The 12,443-nt window shown below is 62.5% G+C and carries 11 protein-coding genes and 1 pseudogene; 4 read left to right on the top strand and 8 right to left on the bottom strand.

Features of this window, described 5'->3' with window-relative positions; all coding sequences use genetic code 11:
* Positions 1 to 113: 113 nt before the first annotated feature.
* From ACSQ2Z_RS06385 to ACSQ2Z_RS06360, 6 genes and pseudogenes are all read right to left on the bottom strand, one after another.
* Complete coding sequence (locus ACSQ2Z_RS06385; RefSeq protein ID WP_436083002.1) at positions 114 to 467, bottom strand: glycine cleavage T C-terminal barrel domain-containing protein; 354 nt, start codon at positions 465 to 467, stop codon at positions 114 to 116.
* Positions 444 to 1,103 (bottom strand): annotated as a pseudogene (locus ACSQ2Z_RS06380) (NAD(P)/FAD-dependent oxidoreductase); the annotation flags it as partial. The pseudogene ACSQ2Z_RS06380 and the gene ACSQ2Z_RS06385, both read right to left, overlap by 24 nt.
* Positions 1,104 to 1,303: 200 nt before the next feature.
* Positions 1,304 to 1,858, bottom strand: a complete 555-nt coding sequence (locus ACSQ2Z_RS06375) for a sarcosine oxidase subunit gamma (RefSeq protein ID WP_436080414.1) — start codon at positions 1,856 to 1,858, stop codon at positions 1,304 to 1,306.
* A gap of 10 nt (positions 1,859 to 1,868) precedes the next feature.
* Positions 1,869 to 4,826 carry a sarcosine oxidase subunit alpha family protein gene (locus tag ACSQ2Z_RS06370; RefSeq protein WP_436080413.1) on the bottom strand — a complete coding sequence of 986 codons (2,958 nt, stop codon included), beginning with the start codon at positions 4,824 to 4,826 and terminating at the stop codon, positions 1,869 to 1,871.
* On the bottom strand, positions 4,823 to 5,101 hold the full coding sequence (locus ACSQ2Z_RS06365) for a sarcosine oxidase subunit delta (RefSeq protein ID WP_436080412.1): 279 nt from the start codon (positions 5,099 to 5,101) through the stop codon (positions 4,823 to 4,825). Before ACSQ2Z_RS06365 ends, ACSQ2Z_RS06370 begins: the two co-directional genes overlap by 4 nt.
* A gap of 8 nt (positions 5,102 to 5,109) precedes the next feature.
* Complete coding sequence (locus tag ACSQ2Z_RS06360) at positions 5,110 to 6,360, bottom strand: sarcosine oxidase subunit beta family protein (RefSeq protein WP_436080411.1); 1,251 nt, start codon at positions 6,358 to 6,360, stop codon at positions 5,110 to 5,112.
* A gap of 298 nt (positions 6,361 to 6,658) precedes the next feature.
* Here ACSQ2Z_RS06360 and cysQ point away from each other — a divergent pair, with 298 nt between their 5' ends.
* Both cysQ and ACSQ2Z_RS06350 read left to right on the top strand, forming a co-directional pair.
* Positions 6,659 to 7,435: a 3'(2'),5'-bisphosphate nucleotidase CysQ gene (cysQ, locus tag ACSQ2Z_RS06355; RefSeq protein ID WP_436080410.1), complete on the top strand. Its 777-nt coding sequence runs from the start codon at positions 6,659 to 6,661 to the stop codon at positions 7,433 to 7,435.
* 156 nt (positions 7,436 to 7,591) lie between these two features.
* Entirely contained in the window at positions 7,592 to 8,623 is a 1,032-nt protein-coding gene (locus ACSQ2Z_RS06350; RefSeq protein ID WP_436080409.1) for a DUF2793 domain-containing protein, read from the top strand.
* 162 nt (positions 8,624 to 8,785) lie between these two features.
* On the opposite strand, the gene ACSQ2Z_RS06345 is transcribed toward ACSQ2Z_RS06350, so the two are convergent.
* A complete protein-coding gene (locus tag ACSQ2Z_RS06345; RefSeq protein WP_436083145.1) occupies positions 8,786 to 8,998 on the bottom strand; it encodes a hypothetical protein in 213 nt (70 codons plus the stop codon).
* Between the two features lie 182 nt (positions 8,999 to 9,180).
* On the opposite strand from ACSQ2Z_RS06345, the gene ACSQ2Z_RS06340 reads away from it, so the two are divergent.
* Positions 9,181 to 10,044, top strand: a complete 864-nt coding sequence (locus ACSQ2Z_RS06340; RefSeq protein WP_436080408.1) for an SDR family NAD(P)-dependent oxidoreductase — start codon at positions 9,181 to 9,183, stop codon at positions 10,042 to 10,044.
* Between the two features lie 116 nt (positions 10,045 to 10,160).
* Positions 10,161 to 11,717: a VOC family protein gene (locus tag ACSQ2Z_RS06335; protein ID WP_436080407.1), complete on the top strand. Its 1,557-nt coding sequence runs from the start codon at positions 10,161 to 10,163 to the stop codon at positions 11,715 to 11,717.
* A 17-nt stretch (positions 11,718 to 11,734) separates the two neighbouring features.
* On the opposite strand, the gene ACSQ2Z_RS06330 is transcribed toward ACSQ2Z_RS06335, so the two are convergent.
* Positions 11,735 to 12,292 (bottom strand): NADPH-dependent FMN reductase, encoded by a 558-nt coding sequence (locus tag ACSQ2Z_RS06330; RefSeq protein WP_436080406.1) that lies wholly within the window; start codon positions 12,290 to 12,292, stop codon positions 11,735 to 11,737.
* Positions 12,293 to 12,443 lie beyond the last annotated feature (151 nt).

The raw sequence follows: 12,443 nt of genomic DNA, 5'->3' as shown, positions 1-12,443 counted from the left end.
ATCAAAAAATTAGCAGTTCGGGACGTGTTTTTGGGCACCAAACCGTGAATCCTACGACCAGCCGCCTGCGCAGCACCCCATGCACATTTGTCACCATCCGGCCGGCCTGATGATCAGGACCGCATGCGCGATCCGTTGGCATCAAGCAAGGGCTGCGCCTGCAGGCGAGCCGGCAGCATTTCGCCAAGCAGCTCGACCTGCCAACCATAGGCCTCATCAGCGACATCCTTGGGCACATAGCCAATCGCCACCGACACACCCGAAGTATGCGCGTATCCGCCTGACGTCACCCAACCGCAGACTTTGCCGTTCAGCGAGATCGGCTCGTCGCCGATCACATCGGCGTCCATGGCATCGATGACGAAGGTGCGCAGGCGCAACGTGCCGCCTTCCGCCTTTTCCTTCGCGGCGGCTTCCTTGCCGATGAAGTCGGCCTCCTTCTTCACCGGCAGTTCGAGCCCTGTCATGCGCCCGACCTCGCGGGCCCAGAGACCGGCAGCATTGACGACGTGCTCGGCGATGATCTCACCCTTGTTGGTGATCACCCGCCATGTGCCGTTTTCCAGCTGCACCAGATCTTCCACCTTGGTGTGCAGGTAGATGTCGGCGCCATTCTTCCTGGCGGACTTGGCATAGGCATGGGTGGTGCCATAGGGATCGAGATGCCCTTCGACCGGATCGAACTCCGCGCCGACGAACTGGCTCGGATCCAGAAGCGGCATCAGATCGTGCGCTTCCCTCGGGCTGAGAAGCTCTGCCTCCAGCCCCATGTAGCGGCCTTTGGCCATAATCGACTTCATCCAGTCGAACCGCTCCTTGGTGGCAGCCAGCATCATGCCGGAGGTCATGTGCAGACCAATGTCCTGACCGGAATAGTCCTGGATTTCCTTGTAAAGTTCGACCGTATATTTCTGCAGCTTGGCGACGTTCGGGTCGCCATTGATGGTGTGCATACCGCCGGCGGCGTGCCAGGTCGAGCCGGAGGTCAGTTCCGAGCGCTCCACGAGAACCACATCGGCCCAGCCGAACTTCGTCAGGTGGTAAAGGATTGAACAACCGACGACGCCGCCGCCGATAACGACGACCCTGGCATGGCTTTTCATGAAAATTCTCCGGTTTCGGGCGCTCATTTGGGGAAGGCGTCCCCAGTCAATCGGCCAGCTTTATCAAGCGCGAGCTTGACTGAAACCGTAGTGTCAAAGCCGTGGCGGAGAAAGGCATCCGAGCGAACAGGTCTTGCCCATTCCCGCCATTCGCTGCTTCACCCGCGCCGTAAAAACGGCATGCGATGACGCATTCGCTCTCAGCCGGAAAAATCGGCGGAGAGATCGAACTCACGCCCCATCAGCCTGAGGTCGTCAAACAGGGATTCGGCAAGACTGCGCATGACGATCAGTTCGAATTCGTTGTCGCCGGTCCGCGCCAGATTGACGCTGACATGACCGCACAGAACATTCGACGCGGTGCCAATCACAAAGGCGGAAGGATGCAGATCGGTTGCGACGCCCTTGGCAAGAAGGCGGCGCACATTCGGCCCCGACAGCCGCAACACGACGCGGCCATCGCTCTGATCGAAAATGTAGGCGATCTCGGCAAGCAGCAGCGAAAGATTGCGCTGCAGGCTGTCGGGCGTTTCCGACGGAGATACTGCCAGCCATTCGCCCGGCCCGGCGAGGCGCACGGATACGCCGCTCACGGCGGCCAGCCCCGCGGCGACCGCCGCCTCCTCGCCATCAACAGCCATGACCGTCGCAATCGCCTGTCTGCGCGGGATCTCCAGGTGATCGACGGCGCGAATGCCGGGCTCCAGCGGAAGGCGACCGTCCAGCGGGTGGCAAGAGGTGTAGGTCTTGATCATGTCTGCCACCTCACGCATTCAGCCTGGAATTGCCGGGATCGACGAAGACCGGGCTGCAGACTTCCGCCACCGTCTCGCTGCCGCCGAGCTTGTCCCAGACGACGATGCGTTCGCCATAACGCTCGCGGCCGGATTTGAGGAAGGCGAGGGCGATGTCATGACCGAGCGTTGGCGAAAAACAGGCGGAACTGACATAGCCCTGGTCGTTCAGGGTCGACGCCTTGGCACCTTCGCGCAGCAAATGCGCACCAGCGCGGATAAGCTTGTCCGTCTCGACCGGTTTCAACCCGACCATTTGCATACGGTCGGCCGCCGTCAGCCCATATCGCGTCGAAAGCCGCTTGCCGATGAAATCGGGTTTTTGCGCCGACACCATGCGCCCGAAGCCGGCATCGTCCGGCGTCACGCGGCCGTCGAACTCGGCATGGGTGACATGACCCTTCTCGATGCGCAGCACGTTCAACGCCTCCAGCCCATAGGCGCAGATGCCGTGCGCCCTGCCCTCTTCCATGATCGCATCGGCAACCGCTTCGCCAAAACCCGCAGGCACAGCGAGCTCGTAGGCCAGTTCGCCGGAAAAGGAGATACGGAATAGCCGGGCCTTGAGGCCGCCTTTCAGCGTCACAACGCCGGCGGCCAGGAATGGAAAGGCCGCGTTCGATATGTCGTCCTCGAGAAGCGCCTGAACCACGAGGCGCGCCTTCGGCCCGGCGATCGCCATTTGCGCCCACTGATCGCTCGAGGAGCAAAAACGAACCTTGAGTTCCGGCCACAGCACCTGCGCGCAATATTCCATATGGGACATGACGCCGCCGGCGAGCGCCGTCGTTGTCGTCATGAAGAAATGCCCGGGCGCCAGCCGGCTGGTGGTGCCATCGTCATAGACCAAACCATCCTCGCGCAGCATCAGCCCGTAGCGGGCCTTGCCGACGGGCAGCTTCAAGAACGGGTTGCAGTAGAGCCGGTTGAGGAACTCGGCCGCGTCCGGCCCGAAAATCTCGATCTTTCCGAGCGTCGAGACGTCGCAGAGCCCGACATTCTGGCGGACGTTCAAAACCTCGCGGTCCGTACTGTCGCGCCAAGTCTTTTCGCCTTTCCGTGCAAAATAGGCCGGGCGGTACCACAGGCCGGAATCAACGAAGACGGCACCGTTCTTCTCCGCCCAGCCATGCAGCGGCGACTTGCGCACCGGAGCGGCATGCTCGTCGCGCGCGGTGCCGGCAAGAGCGCCGAGGGCGACCGGCGTATAGAATGGACGGAAGGTGGTGGTTCCGACGTCGGCCGGGCTGATGCCCTGCATTGCGGCCAGCAGACCCGTGGCATTGATACCGGAGAGCTTGCCCTGATCCGTTGCCATGCCGTTGGTGGTGTAGCGTTTGGCATGCTCGACATGGCCGAAGCCTTCGCGCAGCGCCAGAGCCAGGTCCTTGACATGAACGTCGTTCTGGAAATCGACGAAAGCCTTCGCCTTGGCGCCCGGGGAGTACCACAGCGGCGTAAAGGAAGGATCGGCTTCTTCTCCCACCGCCGGCAACGGATTGATAGCGGGTGAAAAACCGAGATCGGCCGCGATCATCGCCGCCTTTTCCGCGCCGTCCTTGAGACAGCCGCCAAGGCTATATCGCCCGGCAGCGGCGCCGGCAACGACGAAACCGTTGCCAACGTCAGGTGCGAGAAACGTATTCAGCTCCGGCGACCACACCGCTTTTGCACCGCGTTGGCAGGCAAGGTGAATGACCGGGTTCCAGCCGCCGGACATGCCGATCGCGTCACAGGCGATCGTTTCCTCGAAGCCCGAGCGCTCGACAACCAGGCCGGAGACACGCTGGCGTCCCCGCGTGTCGATGACGGAAGCGGACTGGATAACGCGCACGCCCGCTGGCGCCGCATCGACGGGCGCGGCGCGGCTGTCGACAATCGCCGCCACCTCCACCCCATGAGCAGAGAGATCGCTGGCTGCCCGGTAGCCCGCACTGCCATTGGTGAAGATCGCCACCGACTTTCCCGCCGCAACGCCAAACCGGTTGGCATAGGTGCGCATGGCGCCTGCCATCATCACGCCCGGCCGGTCATTGCCGCCGAACACCAGCGGCCGTTCTTCGGCGCCCGTCGCAAGCAGCGCGCGCTTGGCGGCGATGCGCCAGAGCCGCTCCACCGGCAGCTTCGCCTGCGGTGCAGCCACATGCTTCTGCACCCGCTCCACCGCACCGAAGACATTGTCGTCATACCAACCAAAAACGGTGGTGCGCGGCATGATCGTGACATTCGGCAACGCGCGAAGCTCGGCGAGACATGCCTCGGCAAAATCCGCCGCAGGGCGGTCGTCGATCCGCATCGTCTCGGCCAGCAGCGAACCGCCGAGCCGGAAATCTTCGTCCGCCAGAATGACTCGCAGCCCGGCACGGCCAGCGGTTAATGCCGCCATCAAGCCTGTCGGGCCGGAACCGACAACGAGCAGGTCGCAATGCGCCCAGCATTTCTCGTAACTGTCCGGATCGCGCTCCAGCACCGCCCGGCCGAGACCCGCGGCGCGGCGAATGAGGGGCTCGTAGACCTTCTCCCAGAAGGCCGCCGGCCACATGAAGGTCTTGTAGTAGAAGCCCGCCGACAGGAACGGCGACAGAAGACTGTTGAGGGCGCCGACGTCGTATTTCAGCGACGGCCAGCGATTCTGGCTGCGGGCATCGAACCCGGCGTAAAGCTCGGCAACCGTTGCCTTCGTATTCGGGTCGGTCGCCGCCCCCTTGCCGATCGCTACCAGCGCATTCGGCTCGGAAGGCCCGGCCGTGACGATGCCGCGCGGCCGGTGGTATTTGAAGCTGCGGCCGACCAGAAGCTGATCGTTGGCAAGCAGGGCCGAAGCCAGCGTATCGCCGGCATGTCCCTTCATGGCTCGGCCGTCGAATTTGAAGCTCAACGTGCTGCTGCGGTCGATGACACCACCGGATGCGAGGCGATAGGCGGTCATCGGCCAACCTCCCGCGCCACAACTGCGCCATCCGTCACCGAAAAGACGTCATGAGTGAACGTATCGCGCTCGACGACGAGCCATCGCCGACAGCCCGCGACATGTTGCCAGTGTTCCCGATAACGACCCTGCGGATTGGAACGGATATGAACGTATTCGTGCCAGGTTTCATCAGAGGCTTCGGGGGCCGGCCGCACCACCGATGCGTCGCCGCGGATCGAAAACTCTTGCCTGGGCCGGATGCCGCAGTGCGGGCAATGAATGAGGCTTGCCATTCAGGGTCTCAATGCAGATTGGGCTGCGGGCCAGCGCCGCGTTCATCGATGGCATAGCCGCGCTCGAAACGATCGAGGCGCAGGAAGCGGGCGGCGGGATGGGTCTCTTCCTTGGCGATCAGATGCGCAAAACACCAGCCCGAGGCCGGCGTCGCCTTGAAGCCGCCGTAACACCAGCCGCAGTTCAGGTAGAGATTGCTGATCGGCGTATGGCTGATGATCGGCGAGCCATCCATGCTCATATCCATGACGCCGCCCCAGGCGCGCAGCACGCGCACGCGCGACAGGCCGGGGATCATCGACAAGCCCTCCTCCACCACATGTTCGACCGTCGCCAGATTGCCGCGCTGGGCATAGGAATTGTAGCCGTCGATCTCTCCGCCAAAGACGAGGCCGCCCTTGTCAGACTGCGAGATGTAGAAATGCCCGGCACCATAGGTGATGACGTGATCGATGGCAGGCTTCAGCCCCTCCGTCACGAAGGCCTGCAGAACATGACTTTCGATCGGCAGCTTCAGGTCTGCCATCTGGCCGACGCGCGATGTATTGCCCGCCGCCGCCAGGCCCAGCTTGCCGCAGGCGATGAACCCCTTCGAGGTCTCGACCCCCGTCACCAGGCCGTTCTCGCGGCGGATGCCGGTCACCTCGCAATTCTGGATGAGATCGACGCCGAGGCGGTCGGCGGCACGGGCATAGCCCCAGGCGACAGCGTCATGGCGCGCCGTGCCGCCGCGCTTCTGCAAGAGCCCGCCCATGATCGGGAAGCGGGCATGATCGAAATTGAGGAAGGGCAGCATCTTCTTCAAGGCCGCGCGGTCAAGCAGTTCGGCCGGAACGCCCTCCATCCACATGGCGTTGCCGCGGCGGATATAGGCGTCGCGCTGGCCGTCATTGTGGTAGAGATTGATGACGCCGCGCTGCGACAGCATGGCGTTGTAGTTGAGATCCTGCTCCAGGCCTTCCCAGAGCTTCATCGAAAACTCGTAGAAGGGCTCGTTTCCGGGCAGCATATAGTTGGAGCGCACGATCGTCGTGTTGCGGCCGACATTGCCGGAGCCGAGATAGCCCTTTTCCAGCACTGCGATGTTCCTGAGACCGAATTCCTTGGCGAGATAATAGGCCGTCGCCAGTCCGTGGCCACCGCCGCCGACGATGATCACGTCATAGAATGGCTTCGGCGCCGGCCGGCGCCAGGCCGGCTTCCAGTTGAGGTTGCCCGAAAGCGCGTTCCTGACGATCGAGAATGCCGAATAGCGCATGCCAGTCCCAATTCCCCCACCATGTTGCCGCGCCACATTTACACAAGCCGCCGCTGGCGCAAAGAGCGCCGCGGCAAGACCCGATCGCATGCGCCGCCGCCCTGCTGGTCGCAGCTCTAGCCGAAGCGAGCCCGCGATACAGTGCCAAATGCGGCACAGTCGGAAAAATTTGACGAACACACCTTGAAAAGACCGGTAAGGAACGTGGATGTACAATCATCATCCCGGACAGCATTATTCACCGTTTCCGGGAAAATTCATCACCACGCCCGAACCAGGCGAAGGGTACAGGAAGCAAATGCTGGACATACTGGAAGAAGCGGCCGTGGCTGCGGGGAAAGCGATCCTCGACATCTATCATGCCGGGCCGGATGTCAGCTACAAGGCCGACTCCTCCCCCGTCACCGATGCCGATGCGCGCGCTGAGAAGATCATCCTCGATCGGCTGGCAGCGGCCTTTCCGGACATCCCTGTCGTCGCTGAGGAAGCCGTCTCCGCCGGCCACATTCCCGATATCGAGGGCAAGTCCTTCTTTCTCGTTGACCCGCTCGACGGCACCAAGGAATTCGTCGGCCGCAACGACGACTTTACGGTCAATATCGCCCTGATCGAAAAGGGTGAACCCGTTGCCGGCGTCGTCTACGCGCCGGCGCTCGGAATACTCTACGCCGCCAGCCGCAACAAGGCGACAAAGGCTGTCGTCTCGGGTCAACGCGAAATCGGCCCGCCGACGATTATCGGCTGCCGCAGCCGCGGCGACAGGCTGGTGGCGCTGGCCAGCCGTTCCCACAACAACCAGGAAACCATCGCCTATCTCGCCGAACACGGCATCACCGACTATGAAGCGATCGGCTCTTCGCTGAAGTTCTGTCTTCTCGCCGAAGGGCTGGCCGACATCTATCCCCGTCTCAGCCGGACGATGGAGTGGGACACCGCCGCTGGCGACGCAGTGCTGCGAGCGGCGGGCGGCGAAACCGTGACCATGGATGGGAATCCGCTGTCCTATGGCAAGCGCAATCAGGGCTCCGACGTGGATTTCGCCAACCCGCATTTCGTGTCTCGGGGAAAAAACTGATCCGCCTTCCCTGACCGGCGCGGAATGCCTTCATTCGTGCGGCAGCGGGAACAGTCGCCCGAAATTTCCCTTTGCAGACAACCCAGCCTTGGCGCGCGCATCCCCGCTCCGCCTTCAACGGGTACCCTTCTCCTGATGACCAAGGAGAACCACCCGATGAGCGAGACGACCGCCAATCTCGAACTGCCCTATATCCTGCCCTCCCAGGCGCAGAAGCACGTCACCCATAACGAAGCGCTACAGCGCCTCGATGCTGTCACCCAGCTGACGGTGACCGCCACTTTGGCAAACCCGCCTTCCGACCCAGAGGAGGGAACCTGCTACGACATCGCCGCATCGTCGACCGGCGCATGGACAGACAAAAGCGGAAACCTTGCCTTCCGCCAGGACGGCGACTGGGTCTTCATCAGCCCGAAGGAGGGCTGGCGCGGCTGGTTCCTGGCCGAGGACAAGTTGAAGATCCATGACGGCAGCGCCTGGGCGGCCTATGACGCCATCGGCACGCCCTCGTCTCTCGGCATCAACACCACCGCCGACAGCACCAACCGGCTCGCCGTCTCGGCGGCGGCCACGCTGCTGACTCATGACGGGAACGGCCACCAGGTGAAAGTGAACAAGGCCGCAGCCGGCGATACGGCGAGCCTGCTGTTCCAGAGCGGCTGGTCCGGCCGGGCGGAAATGGGCCTTGCCGGCTCGGATGAGTTCGCCATCAAGGTCAGCCCGGACGGCTCGGCCTGGACCCAGGCTCTCAGCATCACCGGCCAGGGCCAAGTGCAGATGCCGCGGAGGCCGCTGGTGCGGGCGACGCGCGGTGGCGGCGTGCTGACGCCCTCCTCCGGCTCGCAGACCGGCTTTTCCACCCTGAGCGTCAACCAGGGCGGCTTCAGCCTCGGCGCCGCCGTCGCCGGTGGCGGCAACCGGCTGGTCGTCCCGGTAACAGCGCCCTACCTCGTCTGCCTCGGTGTCGAAGCCAACCCCGCCGGTGCCTTTTCCGTCGCTGTCAAGGTCAACGGAACGACGACGATCGCCAGCATCAACGACAATGACACGGCCTCCACCTCCTACGGCAATTGCGCGATCGGCATGGCGCTTCTGAACGCCGGCGACTGGCTGGTGCTGGAGCATACCGGCACCACGCCGCTGGATTTTGGTTACGACAAGACGGAACTGACGGTTGTGATGCTGTAAGGTGGCGAAAAAACGGACGCGAGGTATATTCAGCCGCTAGTCGTTAAATGACGAGAACCTTTAGCGCCGCAGAAGCGGCGCTAAAGGCTCCCCGTCACGTGGCGAGGATGACGCAGATGCGGTGCACACCACATGCGAACTCGCCTCTCCGAGGACGCTTGCCTAAACCGGAACAACTTCGCCCCCGTCGCCATGATGAACAGCATCGGCGGCACGACGGCCGCAATCGGCGCCTGGCTCTTGCCGCTTTCCTCGACGACTGCCGCCGACTTCGATCTTGTACCCGGGCCGCAGCTTATCGGCAAAGGCCGTCACGTCCTTTTCAAGCTGCGCGACGCGGATTGCGGCCGACGACGCTGCCCAATTCCAGTGCATATGTGCGAACCTGACCGATATCCGGCCCGCTGACGCGATACGAAGCCGTGCTTTGATTTACAATAAAAATTGGAGCTAATGTTTTCCGGTAAGGGAATTGGCAACGCACCGGTGGACTTCTGTACCCGGCAGCCCTAGATTTCTCTTCCAGATCATACTCTTAAGAACGGGACGGAACTGCGATGAACCATCCAGCCTTTGCCAGCAACCATGTCGCCGTTGTGACCGGAGCCGCGTCAGGCATCGGCCTTGCCGCCGCCAGGCGCTTCGCCGGCCTCGGCATGAACGTCGTGCTCGCCGATCTGCCGGGCGAGCGGCTCGACAAGGCGGCACGTGAGACGGCAGCGCTCTCCCCGCATGGTCCTGACAGTGTGGTTGGCGTCGCGGCGGATGTCGCGTCGCTCGAATCGCTGCGGGCGCTGGAGCAGGACGCCGTCGCGCGTTTCGGCCGCGTTCACGTGTTGATGAACAATGCCGGCATTCACGGCAGTTCGATGTTCGGGGCGCAGGAAGAATGGGAGAAAGTGTTCGCCGTCAACCTCTGGGGCGTCGTCAACGGCTCGCGCATCTTTGCACCCGCCATGATCGCCCATGGCCAGCCGGGCCTGATCATCAATACCGGCTCCAAACAGGGCATCACCACCCCGCCCGGCGACCCCGCTTACAACATGACGAAAGCCGGCGTCAAAGCCTTCACCGAGGCGCTGCAGCATGAATTTCGCAACATGACCAATTGCAATATCACCGCACATCTGCTGATCCCCGGCTTCGTCTATACGGCACTCACGGCCCAGGGCCGCACGGAAAAGCCGCAGGGCGCCTGGACGCCGCAGGAAACGATCGACTTCATGATGCAGAGCCTCGAGAAGAATGACTTCTACATCCTTTGCCCGGACAACGACGTTGCGCGCCCGATCGACGAGAAACGCATCCTTTGGGCCGCTGGCGATATCATCGAGAACCGTCCGCCGCTGTCGCGCTGGCATCCCGACTACGCTGAGGCCTTCAAGGCGTTTCTGACGAAAGATCGCCCGAAAATCAGTTGAGGATAACGGCAACAGGCTTGCTTGTGGCTTCATGCGGTGGACGCTCTGTTCACGCAGCGCTGGCGTGGTCCGCCATTTGCTGCTTTCCTGCGGCCACATCAAAAGGTTTTCATGACATGACGAGCGGCATCCATCACATCACCCTGATCACCCGCAAGGTACAGGCCAATGTCGACTTCTATGCCGGCTTTCTCGGCCTGCGTCTCGTCAAGCGGACGGCGGGTTTTGAAGACGCGATGCAGTTGCACCTGCTCTATGGCGATGCCGTCGGATCGCCGGGATCGCTGGTGACGTTCCTTGTCTGGGAAGACGGCGCGCCGGGCCGCGTCGGCCATGGCCAGCCGAGCGAAATCGCCTTTGCCATTGCCCCGGAAAGCATCGGTTTCTGGCTGACACGCGCGCTGCGATACAATATTTCCGCAACCGGTCCGGCCCAGGAATTCGGCGAGCCCGTCATCCGGCTGAAGGACCCGGACGGCGTCATCGTCAAGCTTGTCGGCACCGAGGGACTTACCACCGGCACCTCCTGCGCAGCGCCGGAGATTCCGCTGCAGGATGCCATCCGGCGTCTTCGTGGCGCAACGATCCTGACGGACAAACCGGAGGAGACGGCAGCCTTCATCGGCCGGCATTTCGGCTATGCCGAAACGGCAAGGACCGAGACGATCCGCCGCCTCGGCTCCGCGTCCGGCGATATCATCGACGTGCGCAATGCCAGCGGATTCTGGACCGCAGCGCCCGGCACCGGTACGATCGACCATATCGCCTTCCGGGCCGTCGACAAGGCCGCGGTCAACGATCTGCGCATACGCCTGGAGGCGGAGGACGCAGGGACGATCTCGGCCCACGACCGTAAATATTTCTTTTCGCTCTATGTGCGCGAGCCGGGCGGCACCCTGTTCGAATTCGCAACCGACGCACCGGGCATGACTGTGGATGAGGATGAGGCCTCGCTCGGAACACGCCTGTTCGTTCCCGAACATTTCGGCGGCGATCTGGAATCCAACCTCGTCGTCCTGCCGCAGTTCGCGCTGCCCGGCAAAGAGCGCTTCACCCCGCGCGACCTGCCCTTCATTCACCGCCTGCACCAGCCGGAAAATCCGGATGGCCGCACTCTCGTGCTGCTGCACGGCAGCGGCGCCAACGAGACCAGCCTTTTGCCGCTCGGCCGGCAGATCGCTCCGAATTCCCTGCTCCTCAGCCTCAGGGGCCGCAGCACGGAGGAAGGTTTCCCGCGCTTCTTCCGCCGGATCACGCCGTTCAGCTTCGACCAGAAGGATATCGTCTCCGAAGCCGAGGCCTTTGTCGAGATGATCGAAGGTGCGGTACCCGCCTACGGCATCGACCGCGAAAAGATGGTTTTCGTCGGCTATTCGAACGGCGCCAACATGCTGATCGCAACCATGCTGCTTCATCCCGGGCTGATCAGGAATGCCGCGCTGCTGCGCATGATGAACCCGCTGGAAACCGTGCCGAACGCCGATCTTTCCGGCACCAATATCCTGACGATGACGGGCGCGACGGACGCCTATTCCCGCTATGCCCCGCCGCTTGAAGCCATTCTCCGCAAGGCAGGAGCGGCACTTGAGACCGTCACGCTGAAAGCCGGCCACGAGATCGGCGACAGGGATGCGAAGGCCGTTCGGGAATGGCTGGAAACCATCAGGGTCTGACCGCGGTCGTGAAAAGCTCAGGCTTTTTTGCGCGCAACATAACCGGCAAAGGCCTCGACAAAGGCCTTCAGCCTTGACTTGGCATCCTCGTCAACAAGATTGCCTTCCTTGTCGAACAGCGAGCCCGCCTTCGGCAGCATCAGCCGCTTGCCGGACCAGAGATCGGCGCCGAGCGTGCGAAGGACGGGGAGCCAGGCATTTTGACTAAGGATCGTGCCGAAGGCGCCGGGCGACGTGCCGGCAAGGGCGAAGGCGCGACCGGCAAAAACGTTTGGCGCACCGGTCATCGAGGAACTCACCCAGTCGATGGCATTTTTGAAAACGCCCGGTATGGAGTTGTTGTATTCCGGCGTGAACAGGATCACGCCATCTGCCGCAGCAATCTGGTCTTTGAGAAGCTGCACCGGTCCCGGCACGCCTTCCCGTTCGACATCGGCATTATAAAGCGGGATGCCCTCGATGGTTCCCGCAGTAAACGTCACGCCCTCCGGCGCCAACGGAAGCGCCGCGTTCAGGAGGGACTTATTAAACGACGCCTTTCGCAGGCTCCCGGAAATGCCGATCAGTTTTACCATGCGATTCCATCCTTTGCTTTTCTGGAAGGATGGTCAGAAAGACGCAAAAGTACAGATGAAAAAAGCCGGGAGGCAATTCTCCCAACCCCAACTGCTTGAAGTGGACATCCCATTCTCCGTCATCCTCGCCCTCGTGGCGGGGATCCAGCGA

This window comes from Pararhizobium sp. LjRoot235, from assembly GCF_964254145.1.
Classification (GTDB): Bacteria; Pseudomonadota; Alphaproteobacteria; order Rhizobiales; family Rhizobiaceae; genus Pararhizobium.
This window is presented reverse-complemented; position numbering and strand designations above follow the sequence as displayed.

Coding starts and splice junctions, on each gene's coding strand:
- ACSQ2Z_RS06350 (WP_436080409.1), top strand. CDS start 7,592: ATGAGCGAGACGACCGCCAATCTCGAACTGCCCTATATCCTGCCCTCC.
- cysQ (WP_436080410.1), top strand. CDS start 6,659: ATGCTGGACATACTGGAAGAAGCGGCCGTGGCTGCGGGGAAAGCGATC.
- ACSQ2Z_RS06340 (WP_436080408.1), top strand. CDS start 9,181: ATGAACCATCCAGCCTTTGCCAGCAACCATGTCGCCGTTGTGACCGGA.
- ACSQ2Z_RS06345 (WP_436083145.1), bottom strand. CDS start 8,998: ATGCACTGGAATTGGGCAGCGTCGTCGGCCGCAATCCGCGTCGCGCAG.
- ACSQ2Z_RS06375 (WP_436080414.1), bottom strand. CDS start 1,858: ATGATCAAGACCTACACCTCTTGCCACCCGCTGGACGGTCGCCTTCCG.
- ACSQ2Z_RS06365 (WP_436080412.1), bottom strand. CDS start 5,101: ATGGCAAGCCTCATTCATTGCCCGCACTGCGGCATCCGGCCCAGGCAA.
- ACSQ2Z_RS06335 (WP_436080407.1), top strand. CDS start 10,161: ATGACGAGCGGCATCCATCACATCACCCTGATCACCCGCAAGGTACAG.
- ACSQ2Z_RS06385 (WP_436083002.1), bottom strand. CDS start 467: ATGACAGGGCTCGAACTGCCGGTGAAGAAGGAGGCCGACTTCATCGGC.
- ACSQ2Z_RS06330 (WP_436080406.1), bottom strand. CDS start 12,292: ATGGTAAAACTGATCGGCATTTCCGGGAGCCTGCGAAAGGCGTCGTTT.
- ACSQ2Z_RS06360 (WP_436080411.1), bottom strand. CDS start 6,360: ATGCGCTATTCGGCATTCTCGATCGTCAGGAACGCGCTTTCGGGCAAC.
- ACSQ2Z_RS06370 (WP_436080413.1), bottom strand. CDS start 4,826: ATGACCGCCTATCGCCTCGCATCCGGTGGTGTCATCGACCGCAGCAGC.